Source organism: Stenotrophomonas sp. 22DLJC03 (assembly GCF_056861405.1).
Genome location: NZ_JBSPUG010000003.1, coordinates 228025 through 249348, shown reverse-complemented (window position 1 = coordinate 249348; position 21324 = coordinate 228025). Strand labels below are relative to the sequence as shown.

19 protein-coding genes are annotated in these 21324 nt (G+C 65.4%); 9 read left to right on the top strand and 10 right to left on the bottom strand.

The features are described 5' to 3' along the window. Window positions 1–81: 81 nt before the first annotated feature. The gene (gene yidA, locus AC13GA_RS11805) at window positions 82–915 is read right to left on the bottom strand and encodes a sugar-phosphatase (protein WP_482998201.1); all 834 of its coding nucleotides are present in this window, start codon (window positions 913–915) and stop codon (window positions 82–84) included. A gap of 148 nt (window positions 916–1063) precedes the next feature. Between yidA and AC13GA_RS11800 the strand changes: the two genes are divergently transcribed. Continuing rightward, a complete protein-coding gene (locus AC13GA_RS11800; RefSeq protein ID WP_447782781.1) occupies window positions 1064–1726 on the top strand; it encodes an exopolysaccharide biosynthesis protein in 663 nt (220 codons plus the stop codon). A gap of 128 nt (window positions 1727–1854) precedes the next feature. Here the strand turns inward: AC13GA_RS11800 and AC13GA_RS11795 are convergent, their stop codons facing one another. Both AC13GA_RS11795 and AC13GA_RS11790 read right to left on the bottom strand, forming a co-directional pair. Beyond that, complete coding sequence (locus AC13GA_RS11795; protein WP_482998200.1) at window positions 1855–3165, bottom strand: PQQ-dependent sugar dehydrogenase; 1311 nt, start codon at window positions 3163–3165, stop codon at window positions 1855–1857. Continuing rightward, window positions 3158–3598, bottom strand: coding sequence for a DUF2231 domain-containing protein (locus tag AC13GA_RS11790; protein ID WP_041863928.1), 441 nt, complete (start codon window positions 3596–3598; stop codon window positions 3158–3160). The genes AC13GA_RS11795 and AC13GA_RS11790 overlap by 8 nt, the downstream gene beginning before the upstream one ends. Before the next feature lie 310 nt (window positions 3599–3908). On the opposite strand from AC13GA_RS11790, the gene AC13GA_RS11785 reads away from it, so the two are divergent. Next, a complete protein-coding gene (locus AC13GA_RS11785; protein WP_482998199.1) occupies window positions 3909–5675 on the top strand; it encodes a S8 family serine peptidase in 1767 nt (588 codons plus the stop codon). Next, the gene (locus AC13GA_RS11780; RefSeq protein WP_006399785.1) at window positions 5675–6268 is read left to right on the top strand and encodes a S8 family serine peptidase; all 594 of its coding nucleotides are present in this window, start codon (window positions 5675–5677) and stop codon (window positions 6266–6268) included. Before AC13GA_RS11785 ends, AC13GA_RS11780 begins: the two co-directional genes overlap by 1 nt. A 181-nt stretch (window positions 6269–6449) precedes the next feature. On the opposite strand, the gene AC13GA_RS11775 is transcribed toward AC13GA_RS11780, so the two are convergent. The 5 genes from AC13GA_RS11775 to cyoA all read right to left on the bottom strand — a co-directional run bounded on the left by AC13GA_RS11775 (window position 6450) and on the right by cyoA (window position 11119). Beyond that, entirely contained in the window at window positions 6450–7121 is a 672-nt protein-coding gene (locus tag AC13GA_RS11775) for an SCO family protein (RefSeq protein ID WP_428709823.1), read from the bottom strand. A gap of 144 nt (window positions 7122–7265) precedes the next feature. Next, complete coding sequence (gene cyoD / locus AC13GA_RS11770; protein WP_005411473.1) at window positions 7266–7598, bottom strand: cytochrome o ubiquinol oxidase subunit IV; 333 nt, start codon at window positions 7596–7598, stop codon at window positions 7266–7268. A gap of 1 nt (window position 7599) precedes the next feature. Continuing rightward, window positions 7600–8235: a cytochrome o ubiquinol oxidase subunit III gene (cyoC, locus tag AC13GA_RS11765; RefSeq protein ID WP_012512371.1), complete on the bottom strand. Its 636-nt coding sequence runs from the start codon at window positions 8233–8235 to the stop codon at window positions 7600–7602. Continuing rightward, window positions 8232–10208, bottom strand: coding sequence for a cytochrome o ubiquinol oxidase subunit I (gene cyoB / locus AC13GA_RS11760; protein WP_482998198.1), 1977 nt, complete (start codon window positions 10206–10208; stop codon window positions 8232–8234). Before cyoB ends, cyoC begins: the two co-directional genes overlap by 4 nt. Window positions 10209–10213: 5 nt before the next feature. Then, on the bottom strand, window positions 10214–11119 hold the full coding sequence (cyoA, locus tag AC13GA_RS11755; protein ID WP_049444335.1) for a ubiquinol oxidase subunit II: 906 nt from the start codon (window positions 11117–11119) through the stop codon (window positions 10214–10216). A 183-nt stretch (window positions 11120–11302) separates the two neighbouring features. On the opposite strand from cyoA, the gene AC13GA_RS11750 reads away from it, so the two are divergent. The 4 genes from AC13GA_RS11750 to AC13GA_RS11735 are packed head-to-tail and all read left to right on the top strand — an operon-like array spanning window position 11303 to window position 15175. Next, window positions 11303–12718, top strand: coding sequence for an aminotransferase-like domain-containing protein (locus AC13GA_RS11750; protein WP_482998197.1), 1416 nt, complete (start codon window positions 11303–11305; stop codon window positions 12716–12718). Window positions 12719–12773: 55 nt separating this feature from the next. Beyond that, a complete protein-coding gene (locus AC13GA_RS11745) occupies window positions 12774–13052 on the top strand; it encodes a hypothetical protein (protein WP_482998196.1) in 279 nt (92 codons plus the stop codon). Further along, window positions 13052–13651, top strand: coding sequence for a DUF6436 domain-containing protein (locus AC13GA_RS11740; RefSeq protein WP_482998195.1), 600 nt, complete (start codon window positions 13052–13054; stop codon window positions 13649–13651). Before AC13GA_RS11745 ends, AC13GA_RS11740 begins: the two co-directional genes overlap by 1 nt. 9 nt (window positions 13652–13660) lie before the next feature. Then, on the top strand, window positions 13661–15175 hold the full coding sequence (locus AC13GA_RS11735) for an aminotransferase-like domain-containing protein (RefSeq protein ID WP_482998194.1): 1515 nt from the start codon (window positions 13661–13663) through the stop codon (window positions 15173–15175). Window positions 15176–15219: 44 nt separating this feature from the next. Here AC13GA_RS11735 and AC13GA_RS11730 read toward each other — a convergent pair whose 3' ends face one another. Both AC13GA_RS11730 and AC13GA_RS11725 read right to left on the bottom strand, forming a co-directional pair. Beyond that, on the bottom strand, window positions 15220–16521 hold the full coding sequence (locus tag AC13GA_RS11730; protein ID WP_482998193.1) for an aminotransferase class V-fold PLP-dependent enzyme: 1302 nt from the start codon (window positions 16519–16521) through the stop codon (window positions 15220–15222). Then, window positions 16521–18923, bottom strand: coding sequence for a TonB-dependent receptor plug domain-containing protein (locus AC13GA_RS11725; protein WP_482998192.1), 2403 nt, complete (start codon window positions 18921–18923; stop codon window positions 16521–16523). The genes AC13GA_RS11730 and AC13GA_RS11725 overlap by 1 nt, the downstream gene beginning before the upstream one ends. Before the next feature lie 240 nt (window positions 18924–19163). Between AC13GA_RS11725 and AC13GA_RS11720 the strand changes: the two genes are divergently transcribed. Then, window positions 19164–19838: a VOC family protein gene (locus tag AC13GA_RS11720; protein ID WP_482998191.1), complete on the top strand. Its 675-nt coding sequence runs from the start codon at window positions 19164–19166 to the stop codon at window positions 19836–19838. A gap of 129 nt (window positions 19839–19967) precedes the next feature. Continuing rightward, window positions 19968–21302 (top strand): PDDEXK-like family protein, encoded by a 1335-nt coding sequence (locus AC13GA_RS11715; protein ID WP_482998190.1) that lies wholly within the window; start codon window positions 19968–19970, stop codon window positions 21300–21302. The last annotated feature ends 22 nt before the right edge of the window (window positions 21303–21324 follow it).

Sequence of the window (21324 nt, the reverse complement as noted above, 5' to 3'; positions counted from 1 at the left end):
GTGGGGGCCGACCTTGGTCGGCGCGTGCCGTTTGCGTGTGCCAACCAAGGTTGGCACCTACCGGGGCAGCTGGACGCGCGGTTACTGCAGCACGAAACGCTCAATGGCGCGCGCCACGCCTTCATCGGCATTGCTCGTGGTTTCAAAACGCGCCACCGCCTTCACCGTGTCGATGGCATTGCCCATCGCCACGCTGGTACCGGCGTACTGCAGCATGGTCAGGTCGTTCTCCTGGTCACCGATGGCCATCACGTTGGCGCGGTCGATGCCCAGGTGCTCGGCCAGCTTCTGCAGGCTGGGGCCCTTGCCGGCACGCTGGTCGAACACTTCCAGGAAGAACGGTGCGCTCTTCATTACCGCGAAGCGCTCGGTCAGTTCGCTGGGCAGGCGCGCGATGGCGGCATCCAGCACGTCCGGCGCGTCGATCATCATCAGCTTGATGAAGGACATCGATGGGTCCATGTCTTCCACGCGACGGTAGGAAAGCGGCATCCGCGAGAGATGCGAGTCGGCCACGGTGTAGTAGCTGATGTCCTGGTTGGGCGTATACATGCGCAGGCTGTCCAACGCCTGGAAATGCACGCCCAGTTCGCGGGCCACCTGCTCGCAGAACAGGAAGTCGTCGAAGCTGAGCGGATACTCGACCACGGTTTCGCGCGTGCCGATGCGCTGCACCAGGCCGCCATTGCAGGCGATGCAGTAGTCGTCGTCGCCGGTGATGGCCAGCTCATGCAGGAACGGCGCCAGGCCGGGAACCGGGCGGCCACTGGTCAGCACGATATGCACGCCCAGCGCGCGCGCCTGCGCGATGGCCTGCTTGGCCCGGGCGGTGAGCGTGTGGGTGGGGTCCAGCAGGGTGCCATCCATGTCGATGGCGACCAGTTCGATGGTCGATTGCCTGCGGCCCATGTCCATTGCGTTCAGCTCGTGCGGGGCACGCCAGTTTACCCCTCATGCCCGGTTCACCTCTTTGCCCACGTTGGCCGGGATACTGCGGGAGCCTGTGCGTCCCCCACCGCAGGACGGCCCGCTGACCGCCCTTCCCTGGAGAACCTTGCGACGCATGACCTACCGTGCCCCCGAAACCAATGACAGCGCGCCCCTGGCCCAGCAGATCGAGCAGATGATCGACGAGCTGCCCGGCGACCAGGTGAGCGTCGGTACCCTGCTCAGCGCCCTGGGCGATGAAGGTCTGCTGCTGATCGTGATCCTGCTCTCGGCCATCTTCATCATCCCGGTGTCGATTCCCGGGCTGAGCACCGTGTTCGGCGCCTCGATCCTGCTGATCGGCCTGAGCCGCGTGCGCAACCGCCCGCTGTGGGTGCCGCAGAAGCTGGCGCGCCGCGAGATCGCCACCGACAAGCTGAAGGCCAACCTCGGCCGTGCGCTGAAATGGGTGCACCGCATGGAGCGCCTGTCACAGCCGATGCGGCTGGCGGTGATGGTGCGCTCGAAGAAGATGATGCGCCTGAACAACCTGATGCTGGTGTTCGCGACCCTGTTGCTGATGGCCCCGGCCGGGCCGATTCCCTTCAGCAATACGTTGCCGGCACTGGCGCTGATGTCGTTTGCGATTGGCTTCATCCAGCGCGATGGTGCGGCGGTGGCGGCTGGTTATGGTTTCGTGGTGGCTACGGTGGTGTATTTCGGCGTGCTGCTGGGTGGCGTGGGGTTTGCCGCCGAGTCGGTGTTCAGTGGATTCCGCGCTGCGCCTTCGGAAATGTAGAGCCGAGCCCATGCCCGGCTGCTGTTCGGCCGGTTTCCGGAAACCCCGCGCTGCGCGCGTAAGCCGAGCATGGCTCGGCTCTACACAGGCCAATTCAAAGCAACCGAGCGTGGCTCGACGCTACACAGCTACTTGGCCGACACCCGCCACACCACGTCGCCCACGTCGTCGGCGACCAGCAATGCACCCTCGGCGTCCATGGCCATACCTACCGGCGCGCCCATCAGGGTCTTCTCGTCCTTCGAGGCGAAGCCACTGACCACGGTCTGCGGCCGCCCGGTCGGCTTGCCGTCCTTGAACGGCACGTAGACCACTTCGTAGCCGCTCAGCGGCGTGCGATCCCAGCTGCCGTGCTCGCCGATGAAGGCGCCACCGTGGTACTGCGCCGGCAGCGCCTGCCCGGTGTAGAACAGCAGGCCCAGCGGTGCTACGTGTGAGCCGATGGCGTAGTCGGGCGTGATGGCCTTGGCCACCAGGTCCGGCCGCTGCGGCTGCACGCGCTCGTCCACATGCTGGCCGTAGTAGCTGTAGGGCCAACCGTAGAAGCCATCCTCCTTCACCGAGGTGAGGTAGTCCGGCACCAGGTCGGCACCGATCTCGTCGCGCTCGTTGGCCACGGCCCACAGTTTCCCCGTGCTCGGCTCCCAGTCCAGCCCGGTCGGGTTGCGGATGCCCGATGCAAAGATGCGGCTGCCACGGGTAGCCACGTCCACTTCCAGGACCACCGCACGGCGGTATTCCACGGCCAGGCCATTTTCGGTGATGTTGCTGTTGGAGCCCACGCCCACGTACAGCTTGCTGCCATCACGGCTGGCCAGCAGCTCCTTGGTCCAGTGGTGGTTGATGGTGCTGGGCAGGTCGGTGAACTCGCGGCCCTTGTCGGACATGCGGGTTTCACCTGGTACGTAGTGGTACTGCACGATGTTGCCGGTGTTGGCCACGTACAGCGTGTCGCCGATCAGCTGGATGCCGAACGGCGAATGCAGGCCTTCGATGTACACGTGCTGGGTCCAGGTGTTCGTGCCCGGCGTGCGGCGCAGCAGGGTGACCCGGTTGCCGCCCTTGCCGGCTTTGCCCGAGCGCGCCTTCACCTTGCCGGCGATCCACTGCTTGGGCGTGGTGACCGGTTCTTCGCCGGGGCCATTGCCCTCCACCACCAGCACATCGCCGTTGGGCAGGGTCAACAATCGCCGCGGATGCAGCAGGTTGGCGGCGATGCGTTCGATCTTCAGGCCTTCGGCCACCGTGGGTGACTGGCCCTCGGCCCAACCCACGCCGCGCGGCACCTGCATCGGCGGCATCAGGAAGTTCTTCGGTGCCGGCAGCGGCGGCTTCGCACCGGACTGATCGGTGGGGTGGTACTCGGCCTTGCCGGCACAGGCCGACAGGGTGACGGCCAGCGCCAAGGCGGCCACGGTGGGCAGGATGTACTTAGCCATGACGACCTCCCTGGAGCACCGGCGGCTGCAACGACAGCAGGATCAGGCCCAGTGCGATCAGGGCCACGGTCAACGCCGACAGGATCGTGCCTGGCACCGCCACGGCATACGCATCGCGGCTGTGCACGAAGGCATTCCAGATGGCCAGCACCACTGCGACCAGGTTGAGGAAGAAGTCGATGCGATCGATGCGGGTGGCGGTGCCGTTGCGGCGCCAGACCGCGAACAGGTTGATCAGCCGCGGCACGATGGCGATCAGCAGGCCGAAGGTGATCAGCCAGGCGGCGGCCTTGCCCCACATCACCTCGGCGCTGTTGAGATAGATCGCGTCGAAGATCAGCGCGCCGACGAAGAAGCCGAACGGTATCGGATTCAGCAGGCTGAACAGCGTGGTGCCGAGGCCGCGATGGGCCTGGGCCAGAGGGTTGACCATCATCGTGCTCCGATGCGGAAGGGTGCACGGGCTGTAGTAGCACAGCCGGATGTGAGGGCGCGCGACGATGCCGGGTAGATCCACACCATGCGTCGATACGCGTGCCAACCAAGGTGGGCACCTACCAGATGCGGGCCGCTGCAGTCGTCATTACCCCACGGCATAAGTGTTTGTGACGCAATTTGCACATCTGCAGATTGCGGGTGTGAAGAGGTAGGGGGTTGTTCGTTGTGTCGCGTTTGGCTCGTTGCGATGGGGCAGTTCCGCCCTGCCGTCCTGCCATGCCGATTCACAACAGAAGGATTCGTGTATGAAGCGACACACGCAACGCTCCACGCCACCGCGCTCCGCGCGCCTGGCCTTGGCCACTGCCCTGGTCCTGGGCAGCCTGGCCGTCACCGCCCAGGCCCAGCAGGCCGATCCGCTGGCCGGGCGTCAGTGGCATCTGCTCAACACCGGACAGGCCGTACTGGGCGATACCCTGCCGGTGGCCGGCAACGATCTCAACGTGGATGGCCTGTTCCGCAATGGCATCCGTGGCCAGGGCGTCACCATCGCCATCGTCGATGACGGCCTGCAGATCGCGCACCCGGACCTGGCCGCCAACGTCGCGGCGGTCGCAGGCAAGAACTTCGCCAACCAGAGCAACAACCCTTCACCGTCCAATCCGGACCGCGACAATCACGGCACCATGGTCGGCGGCATCGCCGGTGCGGTGGGCGCCAACAACCTGGGCGTGCGCGGCGTGGCCTCGGCGGCCACCCTGAAGGGCTTCAATTTCCTGGCGTCCAATGCCCAGGGCAATTCGAATTCCAACATCGAGTACTCGTGGTGGGACGGCGCCGAAGTGGCCGACGTGGGCGTCTTCAACAACAGCTGGGGCTCAAGCCCGGGCAACCCCAACCTGCCGTTGGCCTACAGCCAGAACGACATCACCGCCTATGAGCAGGCCATGTCCGGCACCCGTGGCGGGCGCGGTGGCATCTACGTGAAAGCCGCCGGCAACAATCACAACAACGGCGCACGCTCGGATGGCACCGACATCTGCTCGGCAGACACCAAGAACCGCAACACGGGTTGCATTCCGGCAGGCCGGGATCCGCGCAACAACCTGTTCAACGTGATCACCGTTGCCGCCGTGCGCGCCGATGGCGTGCGCTCGTCCTACTCGTCCACCGGCTCGGCGCTGTGGGTATCCGGCTTCGGCGGTGAGAATGGTTGGCAGCGGCAGGTCGTGCCGGGGCAGCTGGCGATCCGCTACGATCCGGCCATCCTCACCACCGATGTCACCGGCTGCGCGCAGGGCAGCAACAAGAACACGAGCCTGCGCAACACCTTGGACGGCGACCAGTCTGCCATCGACAGCACCTGCAACTACACCGGCAAGATGAACGGCACCTCGGCGGCCACGCCGATGGTGTCGGGCGTGGCGGCACTGCTGCTGGAGACCAACCCGAACCTGTCCTACCGCGATGTGAAGTACATCCTGGCCACCACCGCCACCCGCACCGATCCGAACCGGGCAGCGGTGACCCACTCCGACGGCCGCGTGCTGGTGCCGGGCTGGACGGTGAATGCCGCCGGCCGTGCCTACAGCAACTGGTACGGTTTCGGTGTGGTCAACGCGGCACGCGCGGTACAGGTCGCAGAAGACTTCCAGCCGCTGGGTGCACTGGTGGATAGTGGCTGGCGCAACACGACGCGTACCGTGGCCATCGGCAATACCTCGGCGGCCGCTGCACGCCTGACCTTCCAGCTGGCCAATGGCGCGCGCAACATCGAAAGCGTGCAGCTGGGCTTCCGGGTCAATCACAGCAATACCCGCCAGCTGCAGTTCGTGCTGGTCTCGCCCAGTGGCACGCGCAGCGTGGTGCAGCCGGCATTCACCGCGATCGGCTCTGGCCTCAATGGTGTCCAGCGCAACTTCACCAACTGGGACCTGCTGTCCAGCAATGCCTTCCTGGATGAGAACGCCACGGGCACCTGGACACTGGAAGTTACCGACCTGGGGCAGGCCGCGAACGCTGCATCGCGTGGCAACCTCGAATTCTTCAAGATCCGCGTTCTGGGGCACTGATGATGAAGACGACCATTCTGTTGAGCACCCTCGCCCTGGCGGCGATGACCACCACCGCCTGGGCACAGAGTTCGGGCCAGACACCTCCGGCGAAGACCTTGTCGACCGTAGACACACAGCAGTTGAAGGCGGAGGCCACTGGCCGTTCGTTCAATGTGGGCGGCTCGCGCTTCCAGCTGGCGCCGTCGGCAACCGTGCAGCAGGCCAGCGGCGGTCAGTTCCGGATCACCACCGGGGCTGATGCCAGCGCTGCGGCCGTCGGCACCCGCAGCAAGCGGTCCACCGATGCGTCTACCGGTGTGGCCGCACGTGCGGATGCCGGTGCCAGCAAGTTTGCGGCCGCTGTCTCCAACGATGGCGCGCCGGTGGTGGCGACCTCGCGGGTCAAGGTGTTCTTCACCGATGCGGCCTCGGCCCAGCGTGCGGCCACCGCCACCGGCGGCACCGTGGTGAAGGTGTCCAAGGCCTCGGGCCGCGCCATTGTGGAGTACCCGTCGGTGAACGCGGCGCTGGATGCGACCACCAAGCTGCTGTCGACCGCCGGCATCAAGGCGGCCGAGCCGGACGTGGTGCAGTGGGAAGAAACCAAGTAAGGCGTTGAGTGGTGCCCCCGGTCGGTTGGCTCTCCTGGCCGGCCGGGGGATTGGTGTGTGGGGGTGTGCCGACCAACGGTCGGCACCCACCAGATTCATTCACCGCGTGTCGACCAAGGTCGACAGCTACCGGGGCAGCGGGCGCAACGAACGGTTGGTATCAGTCGGGCATGGCCCGGGACTACCGGGCAGCGAGCGTGTCGCTTTGCTTGAGGTGGCAGCTGGCCAGTGCGTCGTTGCCGGCGGCTGGATGGGCCGGCTCCAGCAGCAGGCGCTGCACGTCGGAGAACAGCTTGTCCACCGGCATGCCATAGGGCGCGAACAGGCGCAGGCGGCCTTGGCGGTCGAATACGTAACCGCCCGCGATGTGGCTCATGGTGTAGGTCTCCGGCACCTGGCCAGGTTCCTTTTCATAGAACGCCTTGAAGTCGCTGGCCATCGCGGCCAGTTGTGCTTCGTTGCCGACCAGTGCGATCGCCTTGGGATCGAACGCTTCCACATAGGTGCGGGCGACTTCGGGCGTGTCGCGTGCGGGATCGACGCTGACGAACACCACCTGCAGCTGGTCGGCATCCTTGCCCATCAGGTGCTTGACCTGGCTGAGCTCGACCATGGTGGTCGGGCAGACATCCGGGCAACTGGTGAAACCGAAGAACAGATAGGTCACCTGCCCCTGCAGGTCCTTCGGGCCGCGCAGGGTGCCGTGGCTGTCGGGCATCGACCACTGCTGGCCGAGCTCTTCGCAGGCGATGTCCTTGGAATAGAAGTCCATGCGCGACTGCGCGCTGCAACCGGCCAGCAGGCCGATGGCCAGGCCTGCCAGCAGCGGCAGGCGGAAACGGGGAGAGAACAACGAACGGACAACAGCAGCAGGACGCTTCACGGGGTACCACCAACGCAGACGCGGGCGGGGTCTCGGTCAGGCCTGCCCTTGGGGGGAAAGAGGACGGAGGTGCCGGGGTGATCGCGCGGTCCATGCCGATCACCCCGGCCACGGTCAGTTGATCATCATGTGGTAGTGCATGCTCCAGATGATCCACACCGACAGCGCGACGATGATGAACAGGATCACCAGGGTGAACACGAAGCTGGCCAGGTTCCAGCCGCCTTCGGACTTGCGGTCCATGTGCAGGAAATAGACCAGCTGCACCAGGATCTGCGCCACCGCGAAGCCGACCAGCAGGAACAGCGTGAGCGGCCGCGACAGCACCGGATTCATCACCAGTGCGAACGGCACCACGGTCAGCAGCGCGCACAGCACGAAGCCGATCAGGTAGGACTTGGTGGAACCGTGCGCATTGCCGGCGCGCGAGGTTTCGACGTGGGCCATGTCAGAAGGCTCCGATCAGGTAGACGAAGGTGAAGACGCAGATCCACACCAGGTCCAGGAAGTGCCAGAACAGGCTCAGGCACGACACGCGGGTGATGTTGGTCGGGGTCAGGCCGCGGCTGTAGACCTGGTGCATGACCACCGCCATCCAGATCAGGCCGCTGGCCACGTGCAGGCCGTGGGTGGCGACCAGTGCGAAGAACGCCGACAGGTAGGCACTGGTGCTGGGGCCTGCGCCTTCATGGATCAGGTGCGAGAACTCGTAGATCTCCATGCCGATGAACGAGGCACCGAGCACGAAGGTCACGCCCAGCCAGCGCAGCACCGCCGAGGTATCGTGGCGGTGCATCGCCAGTACGGCCTGGCCGTAGGTGATGCTGGAAACCAGCAGCAGGAAGGTCTCGGCCATCACGAACGGCAGCGAGAACAGGTCCTTGCCGGTTGGGCCGCCGGCGTAGGCGGTGCTGAGCACCGCGTACGAGGCGAACAGCGAACCGAACAGCACCAGATCGGACATGAGGTAGACCCACATGCCGAACACCTTCATGCCGCCCTGTTCGTGGCCGTGGTCGTGTTCGTGGTGGTCCTCGTGCGCCTGCGTGTCGCTGGCCAGCTCCGGGCGGGTCAACAGGTTCATGCGCGTACCTCCTTCAGCTTGGCAAGGCTGGCCGCTTCGGTGCGCGCCACCTCTTCGGAACTGACGTAGTAGTCCACGTCCTCGTCGTAGGACCGCACGATCAGGGTCACGATCATCGCGATGAAGCTGGCCGCGGCCATCCACCAGATGTGCCAGACCAGGGCGAAGCACAGCACCAGAATCCAGATGTTGAGGATCAGCGGCACGCCGGTGTTCTTCGGCATGTGGATCGGTGCGTACTTCTTCGGCGGCGGCGGCAGGCCACGCTTCTTCGCTTCGTGGAAGGCGTCCAGCTCATCGGCCTTGGGCACCACGGCGAAGTTGTAGAACGGCGGCGGCGACGGCGTGGCCCATTCCAGCGTGCGTGCGTTCCACGGGTCGCCGGTCAGGTCCAGGTTGCGCTTGCGGTCGCGCACGCTCACGTAGATCTGCACCAGCATCAGGATGATGCCCGCGAACACGAACAGTGCACCGATGAAGGCGGCGATCAGGTACGGCGTCCACGCCGGGTTGTCGTACTGGTTCATGCGGCGGGTCATGCCCATGAAGCCGAGCATGTACAGCGGCATGAAGGCCAGGTAGAAACCGATCACCCAGCAGGCGAACGACCACTTGCCCAGGCGCTCGTTGAGGGTGAAGCCGAACACCTTCGGGAACCAGTAGGCGAAGCCGGCCAGGTAGCCGAACAGCGCGCCGCCGATGATGGTGTTATGGAAGTGCGCGACCAGGAACAGGCTGTTGTGCAGCAGGAAGTCCGCGCCCGGGATGGCCAGCAGCACGCCGGTCATGCCGCCGATGGTGAAGGTGACCAGGAAGGCGATCGTCCACAGCATCGGCACGCTGAACTCCACGCGGCCGCCATACATGGTGAACAGCCAGGTGAAGATCTTCACGCCGGTGGGGATGGCGATGATCATCGTCATGATGCCGAAGAAGGCATTGACGCTGGCACCGGAGCCCATGGTGAAGAAGTGGTGCAGCCAGACGATGAACGACAGGATGCCGATTGCCAGCGTGGCGCCGACCATCGACTTGTAGCCGAACAGTTTCTTGCGCGCGAACGTGGCGGTCACTTCAGAGAAGATGCCGAACGCCGGCAGCACCAGGATGTACACCTCCGGGTGGCCCCAGGCCCACACCAGGTTCACGTACATCATCGGGTTGCCACCCAACGTGTTGGTGTAGAAGTTGAAGTCCAGGTAGCGGTCCAGGGTGAGCGCACCCAGGGCTACGGTCAGGATCGGGAAGGCGGCGATGATGATCACGCTGGTGACCAGCACGGTCCAGGTGAACACCGGCATCTTCATCAGGGTCATGCCCGGCGCACGCATGCGCAGGATGGTGATGAACAGGTTGACGCCGGTCAGCAATGTGCCGATGCCGGACGCCTGCAACGCCCAAATGTAGTAATCGACACCCACTCCTGGACTGAACTCGATGCCCGACAGCGGCGGATAGGCGACCCAGCCGGTCATGGCGAATTCGCCAACACCCAGCGAGATCATCATCAGCGCAGCGCCGACCACGAAGATCCAGAAGCTGAAGGCGTTGAGGAACGGGAACGCCATGTCGCGCGCGCCGATCTGCAGCGGCACGATGATGTTCATCAGGCCGACCACGAACGGGGTGGCCACGAAGAAGATCATGATCACGCCGTGCGCGGTGAAGATCTGGTCGTAGTGCTCCGGTGGCAGGAAGCCATCACTGCCCGGGCCAGCCGCCGCCAGCTGCGCGCGCATCATCAGCGCATCGGCAAAGCCACGCACCAGCATGACCAGCGCCACCACCACGTACATGATGCCGATCTTCTTGTGGTCCACGGTGGTGAACCAGTCACGCCACAGCGGCGCCCACAGCTTGAAGTACGTCACCGCGCCAAGCAGCGCGAGGCCACCCAGCACCATGGCCGCCAATGTGACCACGACGATCGGCTCGTGCAGCGGCACGGCCTCCCACGTCAATTTACCCAACATGTTCGTTACTCCTGGGAAACCTGGGCACCGCCGGCAGCGCCCGCCGGGGTCGCAGCAGCGGTGTTCTCACCAACGCCGATGAACTGGTCGATGACCTTCTTGAACAGCAGTGGTTCAACACTGGAGAAGTGCTGTACCGGTGCGTTCTTCGACGGCGCGGCCAGCGCCTTGAACTGGTTGAAATCCAGCGCCTGCGGCGCACTGCGCACCTCGGCCACCCAGCGCTCGAAGTCTTCGTTGCTGCTGGCGGTGGCGATGAACTTCATGTTCGAGAAGCCATGCCCGCTGTAGTTGCCCGACATGCCGCGGAACTGGCCGGGCTCGTTGGCGATCAGGTGCAGCTGCGTGCGCATGCCGGCCATCGCATAGATCTGCCCACCCAGCTGCGGGATGAAAAAGGTATTCATCGTCGAGTTGGAGGTGATGTTGAACGCCAGCGGGCGGTTGGCCGGGAAGTTGAGCTGGTTGACCGTGGCGATGCCCAGGTCCGGGTACACGAACACCCACTTCCAGTCGGTGGCGATCACGTCCACGTGCAGCGGCTCACCGGCCACGTCCAGCGGCTTGTACGGGTCCAGCTCGTGGGTCGACTTCCACACGATCACCGCCAGCACCGCGATGATGATCAGCGGCACGCCCCAGACCACGATCTCCACCTTGGTGGAGTGTGACCAGTCAGGCATGTATTTCGCTTTGGTATTGCCGGCGCGGTAGCGCCAGGCGAACACGAAGGTCAGCACGATGGCTGGTATCACCACGATCAGCATCAGGCCGATGCAGATCAGGATCAGGTCGCGCTGGGCGAGCCCGACCATGCCCTTCGAATCCAGCAGCACCCAGTCACAGCCCGACAGGCCGACGCAGGCCAGGGCGACCAGCGCCAGGCGGATGCGGTTCCAGCAGATATTCATTGGAGGTCAACCCTGTTGAAGAAGCGCGCTTGACCGGCTCGCCTGCGCGCAGCGCCCGGGCGTGGAGCGGCTACACTGTGGGTACGAGGTCGCCTACAAGCAGGCGAACCACTCCAATCAAGCCCATACAAGATACAGCATTGTATGGACTTGTGCATCTGCACGTATGGAAAAAACTGACCGATGACGCCACCTGCCGCCGGCCGCCGCCTGAAACACCCCAATCGCACCTGGGTTCGCCCCTTCCGCGAAGGCGCCGGCCCGCTGTACCTGCAGATTGCCCAGCAGGTGCGCGAGGCGGTGGATGACGGCGTGCTGCGCCCGGGCGACCGGCTGCCGCCGCAGCGCGACCTGGCCCAGCAGGTCGGCGTGGACCTGACCACGGTCACCCGTGCCTTCGCCGAGCTGCGCCAGGCCGGCCTGCTCGACGCCCAGGGCGCCGGTGGCACCTTCATAGCGCTGTCGGCCGGCAACCGCAGCACCTCGGTCGACCTGAGCATGAACATCCCGCCGCTGCTGGGCAGCGCGCCGTTCGCGCAGGGCATGGAGACCGGCTTCCAGCACGTCGGCCAGCAGCTGGGCCAGGGCGAATTGATGAGCTACCACGTCGGCGCCGGCACCCGCGAGGACCGCGCCGCCGCAGTGCAGTGGCTGGCGCCGATGCTGGGCACGGTGGGTGCCGACCAGGTGGTGATCTGCCCCGGCGCGCAGACCGCGCTGTGCGCGCTGATCCTGGCCCGCACCCAGCCGGGCGAGCTGATCGCCGCCGAGCAGCTGACCTACCCGGGCCTGCTGGCTGCCGCGCGCGTGCTGCAGCGGGGCGTGGTGCCAGTGGCGATGGACGCCGAAGGCATGCTGCCTGAAGCGCTGGAAGAGGCCTGCCAGCTGCGTCGCCCGCGCCTGCTGTACCTGGTGCCGACCATCCAGAACCCGACGACGGCGACGATGTCGGCACAGCGCCGGCAGGCCCTGCTGACGATCGCGAAGCGCCACGATCTGACCGTGATCGAAGACGATCCCTACTGGTTGCTGGCCGGTGACGCCGCACCGCCGCTGGCCGCCCACCGCGATGCCGGCTGCCCGGTCTATTACATCTCCACCCTGTCCAAGTGCCTGGCCCCGGGCATGCGCACGGCCTATCTGGTGGTGCCGGCCGGCGAGCCGATGGAACCGGTGCTGGACGCCCTGCGCGCGATCGCCCTGATGCCGACCCAGTCGATGGTGGCGGTGGCCTCGCAGTGGATCCGCAGCGGCTTGGCACGGGACATGGTTCAGCGCTTCCAGCAGGAGCTGCGCGAGCGTCAGGCCATTGCCGCCCGTTATCTGCCGGCCCGTGCCCAGGCGCATCCGGCCGGCCTGCATGTGTGGCTGCCGCTGCCGCCGCGGCTGGACCAGTACCGGTTGATCCAGGCCGCACAGGAACAGGGGCTGGGCATTGCCAGCTCCGACGCCTTCAGCGTGGAAGAGCCGCCACCGGGCAATGCGATCCGCCTGTCGTTGGGCGGCGCGGTCGACCAGGGCGCGCTGGCAGGGGCGCTGGCCAAGCTGAACGAGATCCTGTCCGAGGCCCCCGAGGCACGTCACAACGCCATCGTCTGAACGGGGTGCATGGCGCTTTATCCATACAAGATGATATTTTGTATGCAATGTATGGATGAAGGGACGTGCATCGATGCGCGCCGAGAAACCGAAATTCCACCTGGTGATGGCCGGGTGCGGCGGCTTTGTGGTGCTGATGCTGGCCGCGCTGGCCTGGGTCTGCCTGCAGCCGCAGACCGTGGACGTAGAGGCCGCCGAACGCCACGCCATCGAGCAATGCGTGCAGCGCAGCGAGGATCCGTCGCGTAGCGAGATCCAGCGCCGCGCCCAGGCCGATTCCTGCCGCGAGATGCGCAAGCAGTACGTGCACAAGTTCGGCCGGGAAGATTCCTGATGGGCGCAGCCGCGCCGCGTCGCCGCTGGCTGCTGCCGACGATGATCGCCCTCGCCTGCCTGTTCATGGCCGGCGTCGCGGCTGCGCTGTGGCAGTACTTCGGCTACAGCGCGCAGTCCACCTTCACCGAACAGGCCATCGTCTTCGACGATTCTCAGCTGCGCCTGCCGGCCGACCTGGCCGGTGATACCGGCCGCATCCGCGTGGTGCATTTCTGGGACCCGGCCTGCGGCGTGTGCAACCGCGAGACCGGTGCGCACCTGAGCTACCTGATCAGCATGTACCGCCGCGGCGGCATCGACTTCTATGCGATCCGCCGCCCGGGTACCCAGGGCGAGCTGCCCGAGCCGCTGAGCAACAAGGTGATCAACCTGCCGACCATCGACGGCATCGAACACATCCCGGCCAGCCCCGCTGTCGCGATCTGGGATCGCCAGGGCCACCTCGCCTACGCCGGCCCTTACAGCATCGGCATGGTCTGCAACTCGGCCAACAGCTTCGTCGAACCATTGCTGGACAGACTGGTACGCGGCGAGACCGTGCGCCCGAAAGGACTGCTTGCCGTGGGCTGCTACTGCCCGTGGCAGGCCAAGCGCTGAGGACGCGCAATGACATCACTGACACTGTCCGGCGTGGCCGCCGCAAACAACAACGGCGGTCACCTGTCCGAACCGACCGATGGTTATGGACAGGCTCCCGCCGTTGGAAGCAACGATACGCCCCGACATGCTCCGTACATGCCGCGACCGGATGTCGCAGCACGCGAATGGGTGCAGGACGTGCTCGCGCACAACGGGCCGATCTACCTGCGCATCGTCAATTCGCTGGAACGCACAGTGCGCCGCGGTAGTCTCGCACCGGGCCAGCGCCTGCCTTCGCAGCGCGCGTTGGCGCAGCAGCTCGGCATCGACCTGACCACGGTGACGCGGGCCTTTGATGAAGCGCGCAAGCGCGGCCTGATCGAAGCGCGTGGACCGCAGGGCAGTTTCATCGCACCACCCAAGGCCGGTTTCGACCAGGTGGTGGACCTGAGCATGAACGTGCCGCCGGTGCCCGACGCCGATGCGCTGGCCGAAACGCTGCGGCGTGGCGCGGCCGCCGTACTCGCACGCAGCAACGCACCGAACCTGATGACCTATCACCTGGGCGGTGGCAACCCCACCGACCGCCACGCAGCGGCGCGCTGGCTGCAGCCGATGCTGGGCGCGGTGGACGATGCCTGCCTGCTGCTGACCGAGGGTGCACAGGTGGCGCTGGCGTCGATCCTGGTCAGCCAGGGACGCGACGACGACGCGATCCTGTGCGATGCGCTGGTCTATCCGGGCCTGCTGCAGGCGGCCGCCGCACTCGGTCGGCGCTTGCTGCCGGTGGACAGCGACGAGCACGGTATGTGCCCCGAGGCTCTGGTGCGGTTGGCACGCGAAAGCGGTGCGCGCCTGGTCTATCTCAATCCCACCTGCCAGAACCCGACCGCACTGACCCTGCCGCTGCAGCGGCGCGAAGCGCTGGCGCGTGTGCTGGAAAGCGAAGGCCTGCTGGCGATCGAAGATGATCCGTACTGGCACCTCTCCGAGGTTGCACCGACACCGCTGGCGGCGCTGGCGCCGCGTCATGTGTTCTACGTGGCGACGCTGTCGAAGGTGATCAGCCCCGGCCTGCGCACCGCCTTCGTGCGCTGCCCAAGCGCCGTGCATGCCGAGGCGATGACGGCTGCGTTGCGGGCAACGCGGTTGATGGGCCATCCGCTGGTCTCGGCGCTGGCCAGCCAGCTGCTGCTGGATGGTTCGGCGCAGTCACTGCTGGCGCAGGTGCGCACCGAGGCGCGCGAACGCGTGCGCCTGGCGCGATATCTGCTTGCGCCTTCGCTGCTGCAGCGCGCGGAAGGGCTGCATGCCTGGTGCCGGATACCGGCACCGTGGACCGATGCCACCCTGGTGCGTACCGCACAGCTGCAGGGGCTGGCGATCGCGCCGTCATCGGCGTTCTGTCCGCCGGGGGTATTGCATCAGAGCGGTGTGCGGCTGTCGCTGGGACTGGCGGCGGACCGCCGGCAGCTGGAGAGTGCGTTGCGGAGAATCGACCGGTTGTTGTTGTCGGATGCGTTGCCGGCGATCGAGCGGTAGGCGCAAGGAAGTGCCAACCAAGGTTGGCACCTACCAGAGCAGGGTCAGGCCAGAGCGGAGAGGGCCTGCACGAGCGCATCCATCTGCTCCGGACGGGTGAACACCGACGGTGTCACCCGCACGCACGCGCCGGACTCCAACCCGTCGCGATGGGTGGTGAACACGCGATGCTCATCCAGCAGGCGCTTCTGCAACGCGATGTTGTCGGCCACGCTGGTGCGCCCGCGCAGGCGGAAGCTGGCCAATGCACTGGCCAACGCCGGATCCGGTGACGACAGCACCTCGATATGCACCATCTGCCGCGCCGCCACCGTCCAACGCTCACGCAGGTAGCGCAGCCGCGCCTGCTTGTTCGCTGCGCCGATGCGCTGATGCAGCGCGATGGCCTCCGGCAGCGCCAGATAGGCCGCGAAGTTGACCGTGCCGGTGTGTACGCGACTGCCCACGCGGCCGTCGTCGGTCTCACCCATGTACGAATCCAGGTCGGCCACGCGTCCTTTGCGCACGTACATCGCGCCCACGCCCACCGGTGCGCCGATCCACTTGTGCAGGTTGATGCCAACGAAATCGGCCTTCAGGTCCGGCACCGCGTAGTCGATCTGGCCAAAGCCATGTGCAGCATCGACAATCACATCGATGCCGCGCGCCCGCGCACGCTCGGCGAGCTCGGCCACCGGCAGCACCAGCCCATGGCGGTGGCTGACCTGGGTCAGCAGTACCAGTTTCAGGCGCGGCAGGCGCGCGAACGCCTCATCGTAGGCCTGCAGGATCTGCTCATGGGTGGGCACCACCGGCAGTGCGATGCGCTCGACCTGCACGCCACGACGCTGCTGCAGCCAGCGCATCGCGTTGATCATGCTGTCGTAGTCGACGTCGGCGTACAGCACCTGGTCGCCTGCAGCCAGCCGGTTGTAGCCGCCGATCAGCGCGAGCATGGCTTCGGTGGCGCCACGGGTCAGCGCGATCTCGTCGGCGCCGACGCCAAGCATGTCGGCCACCTGCCGATGCACGGCCATGTACTGCGCCGGGAACGCGTGGCGACCGTACCAAGCATTGCCCCGGTTCACTTCGGCGGTATGCCGCTGGTAGCTGGCCAGGGTCTGCTTGCCCATCGCGCCCCAGTAGCCGTTCTCCAGGTGGTTCACTTCGTCGGTGATGTCGAAGTGACTGGCCACGGCGGCCCAGTAGCCTTCATCGCGGGCCAGCATGTCCGGCGCCACGGTCGTTGCGGGAATCTGCATGGGTGCAGCGTAACGCGCGGCAGCCGTGGCGGGCAGTGAAGACAGTGCGGCTGCGGCGGGCAGCAAGGTGCCGGCACGCAGCAGGGAGCGGCGGGTACGGTCCATCAGAAGCTCAGCCGGTACTGCGCGTACAGGTTGGCACCGTCGGTGTCGTACGGCGCATTGCGCGAGTAGACCAGGCCGCGGCTGGCCTGGAAGACCGCCTCATCCGGATAGCGGTCCAGCACGTTGTCTGCTCCGACGCGCAGGCTGTGGTGTTCATTGATGCGATAGCCCACGGCAAGGTCGAGGAAGTTCATCGCGCCGAAGCGCTGGTAGATATCGCCCACCGCATTGCCGCTGGCGTCGGTCCAGGCACCGTAGTAGCGCATGCGCGCCATCAACGACCAGGCGCCGACATCCCAGCTGCCGGTCAGGCTGCCCTTGTGCTCGGGCAGGCGGTCTTCGAACAGCACGCGCTGGGTTTCGTTGGTGGCCACCGAAGTGCTGCCGTTGTCCACGCGGGTGCGGTTGTAGTTGTAGGCCAGGGTCAGCGTCATACGGCCGGCACCGAGATCGCGCAGGTAGTTGCCGACCACGTCCACGCCGGTGGTGGTGGTATCGAAGTCATTGGTGAAGTAGTTCACCGAGGTATAGCCCAGCGGATTGGGAGTACCGGCCGGAATGGCGAAGCTGGCCGACTGGCTGAAGCGGTCGGTGAGCTTGATCTGGTAGACGTCCACCGAACCGGACAGGCCCAGGTCGGTGCGCCAGGTCAGGCCCAGCGACGCGGTGCGCGATTCCTCCGGCTTCAGCGGCCTGGCACCGAGCAGCTGCGCCAGCGGATCGTTCGGCGACAGACGACCACTGGTGAAGATCTGCAGCGTGCGCGTATCCAGGCCCTGGGTGGTGCTGGTGGTGTTGAGCTGCGCGGGTGTCGGCGCACGGAAGCCGGTGGACACCGTGCCACGCAGGGCCAGATCCGGGGTGATTGCGAAACGTGCCGAGAGCTTGCCGTCCAGCGTGCTGCCGAAACTGGAGAAGTCTTCATAGCGGCTGGCCGCACCGATACTCCAGCGCTCGCCCAGCGGCACTTCCATATCCACGTAGGCGGCCTTGCTGCGCTGGCTCCACTGCCCGGCCTGGCTGGCAGAGAAGCCCGGCGCGCCGTTGGAATTGGCCTCCAGGCCTGTCGCTGCGCCCGGGCCCACCGCGTACGAGGCCGGATCACCGGCACGCACCTGGTAGGTCTCCTGGCGGAACTCACCACCGAAGGCGACGTTGATCGGCTTGGACAGCCCGCCCACGTCCCACTCGTAGTTGAAGTCGGCGTTGGCGTTCTTCTCGGTCTGGGTCAGGCGGCCGAGATCGAATGCGGTCGGGCTGGCCGGGCCGAGCGAGGCGTTGATGGAGTTCTTCAGGCTGTAGTCGATCGCGTTGCGCCCGTACGAGGCGCTGACATCCCAGCGCAGCTTGGGCGTGATCTCGCCACGCAGGCCACCGACCAGCTGCAGGTCGTTCTGGACGTTGCCGTACTGCGGGCTGAAGCCCACCGGATAGATCGAACGCAGGTTCCAGCCGGGGAAGATCGCCGTGGTGCGGTAGGCACCGGTGGTGGTGTCCGGGTTGCGCCAGTTGAAATCGCTGACACCATCGCTGTGGCTGTACAGGCCGAACGCGTACAGCTCAAGCATATCGCTGGCGTTGGCCTTCACGTTGAAGCCGACGCGGCGGCTTTCCAGTTCCGGTTGGCCCCAGCGCTGTACCGGGTTGGGCACGTCCAGCTCCGGATGTGCAGCCTGGAAGGCGATCGCATCCGGGCGCTGGCGGGTGCGCGAGGTGGCGTCGGAGTTGGACGATTCGGCGAACAGCACCAGGCTGCCGTAGTCACCCAGCGACCAGCCGGTGCGTGCACTGAAGTCGCGCGAGGCACCATCGCCCTGTGCGTACTGCGAGTAGCCGGCAGTAATCTCGGTACCGGGGCCATCTTCGAGAATGATGTTGATGACACCGGCGATGGCATCCGAACCGTACTGCGCCGAGGCACCATCGCGCAGCACTTCGATGCGCTTGATCGCACTGGTCGGAATCTGTGCCAGGTCAGCCGCCTGCGCGCCACGGTTGCCGAGCAGCGCGCTGCGGTGGAAGCGGCGACCGTTGACCAGCACCAGCGTCTGGTCCGGCGACAGGCCACGCAGCGTGGCCGGGCGTACGAACACCTGGCCATCCGCCATCGGCAGGCGCTGCACCACGAACGACGGCACCAGCTGCGCCAGCACGTCCTTCAGATCGGTCGACTCGACGGACTTGATGTCTTCCTTGGTGAACACGTCCACCGGCGCCAGCGTTTCGAACTGGGTGCGGTTGGAGGCGCGGGTGCCGGTGACCAGCATCGCGTCGAGCTGGGTGGGCGCCGCACGGCTGCTGCCCGCGGCATCAACCGCATCGGCCTCCGCTGCGATCGCGCCTCCTGCGCTGGCCATGGAAAGGGCAAGGAGGATGGAACGCGAAAGCTTCGAACGATGCACGGCAGGGCTCCGGGAGGACGCGACGGGGCCAGCACCTGTGCGGACACAACAGGCCTGGACAAGGCGCGCAGTCTCGGCGCGATGTGTGAAGGAGCCATGACGTCAGTACGACAGCTTGATGCCGCACGGGCGCACGCGCAGGCAGTGGACGCGGCGCTGCGGCTCTTTGGCCTGTCCCTGCGCTAGTGGCCGCCGGGCATGGCCCGGCGCTACAGTGGTTGCGTCCACGGAGGTTCGATCATGCGCCTGCTTCACCTCACCCTGCCGGTATCCGACGTCGCCACCGTCGCCGCGTATTTCCACGACGTGCTGCAGCAGCGCGTGGTCGGCAATCATGTGCACATCGGCTGGAGCACGATCGAACTGCAGCCGGCCGGTGATCATCCGGTCGGTGGCGTGCACCTGGCCTTCAACGTACCGGACAACCGCTTCAGCGAGGCGATGACCTGGCTGCGTGAGCGCACGCCGCTGCAACGCAATCCGGTGGGACTGGACTACTTCGCGCTGGAGAGCAGCTGGCAGTCGCAGTCGGTGTACTTCACTGGCCCTGACGGCCTGATCCTGGAACTGATCGGCCGCCGCCGCTTGCCGGTCAGCGCGCGCGAAGGCGCGTTCCATGGCAGCGAGCTGACCTGCCTGAGCGAAGTCGGCCTGCCCAGCCACGACGTCGACGCCGTGCGGGCACAATCACAACAGCGTTTCGGTCTGCAACCGATCAGCACGGCTTCCCCGCAGTTCGCGCCGATGGGCGACGACGAGGGCCTGCTGATCGTGGTCGCCGCCGATCGCCGCTGGTTCCCCGAACAGAAGGACCTGCCCAATGCGCAGGGGCTGTTGCTGCAGGTTGGCGATGTGGCCGGCCCGGGTGTTGTGGAAGACGTTGCATTGGGTTGGCGCGTGCAGGGAAGCGCTTAAGCTGTTCAGACTGAGCCACATCAGTCAGGCCCGACAAAGCCGCCTCCTTGCTGCCACCCTACAGAATCCCGGTGGGGAGCCGCTATCAACCATGATTTACCCGAGCCGACAAGAAGGATGACTCGCAGCATGCCCAGGAAGGACCGTGCGCTCGAACTCAAGATCGAGAATCTGCTGGTGGACCCAAAGCTCACGGAGCTCTGTGAGGTACTGCGTACCGGCGATGACATTCTCGATCTGATTGCCCTTCCCGAGAACGGCCACTCACGCATTCTCGCGTGGATGTTTGATCCTCGCGAAGGCCATGGACAGGGCGACCAGATCCTCAGGGATCTGTTGCTCGCCGCCTGGCAGATGGCACAGGCGGAGCATTGCGGGTTACGAAAGAACGGACGGACTGCAGCATTCTTTGGCAAATGGTCCCCATCGAAGCTCCGCACGACCAGCTTTGGCTCTGCATTCACGCTCCGCGAGGTGATCGTCAATTCAAAGGACAGAATTGATCTGGCGGTGTTTGTTCCTGACCAGAGTTTTGTAGTCCTGATCGAGAACAAGGCGGGAAGCACGCATACGGGGAACCAGCTGGAGCGGTACTACAATGGCTGGGCCGAGGTCACGAAGAAGAATCCGAAGCTACGGAGATTCGATCCCGTATTCCTTGCGCTTGACCGAAATTTCGATCCTGATGAAAGCCAGATTCACCCAATGAGCCACCAATGGCTTCACCTGGGGTACGAATGGCTGCGCAACTCTGCAGATCGCGCGGATGTCGATCTGGAGCGCGGGAACGCCGCCGCTCGCCTCGTCGTCAATTACTGCAATCGCCAGACCGACCTCTGGAAGAGTGCCACTGTTCGCAGAGCCGAGGCGCTCGCGGGGGATCTCAACAATCAGCATGGCGAAGCTCTCCACCACCTCCTGGGTGCCAAGGGGAACATGCACAGCCGTTGGATGACGGAAAGAAGAGACACGTTGGCTCTGCGATTCATGCTGCAGAATCGCGACGCTGTAGCGATGCTCAGGCAGATGCGCGGAACCGCACTTCTGCAGCAGCGAATCCTCGACAGGAACATCGCGACTCTGCAGTCCAAGCACTTCTACTCCTCGCGACAGAAGCTACTGGTGTCCATACCCGGTTGGGAAAAGTACACGCACAGTGTCACCGATGAAACGGGGAGCTACGACTATGAGGCTGTCTATCTGAGAATACGTGCGGTCGATGATGAGAAGCTGAAGTACCGGATCAGCTTGATGTGGGAAGGCCGTCATGCACCTTCGCCATCGTTGGCCCTGGAGGCACGAAAGCGCCTTCAGCGATTCCACAAGAAATTCGGAACCTACAGGACAGCGAACTATCGCCACGTTCTCCTGGAGGACAATCTCAGTATCGAGAAGACCGCCGAGAAAGTGGAAGCACTTCTCAATGAACTCGGCCCGATTGGCTCCGCAGAAGTCGCTCCCTGAGTCCCGCTTCAGACTGCAGTAT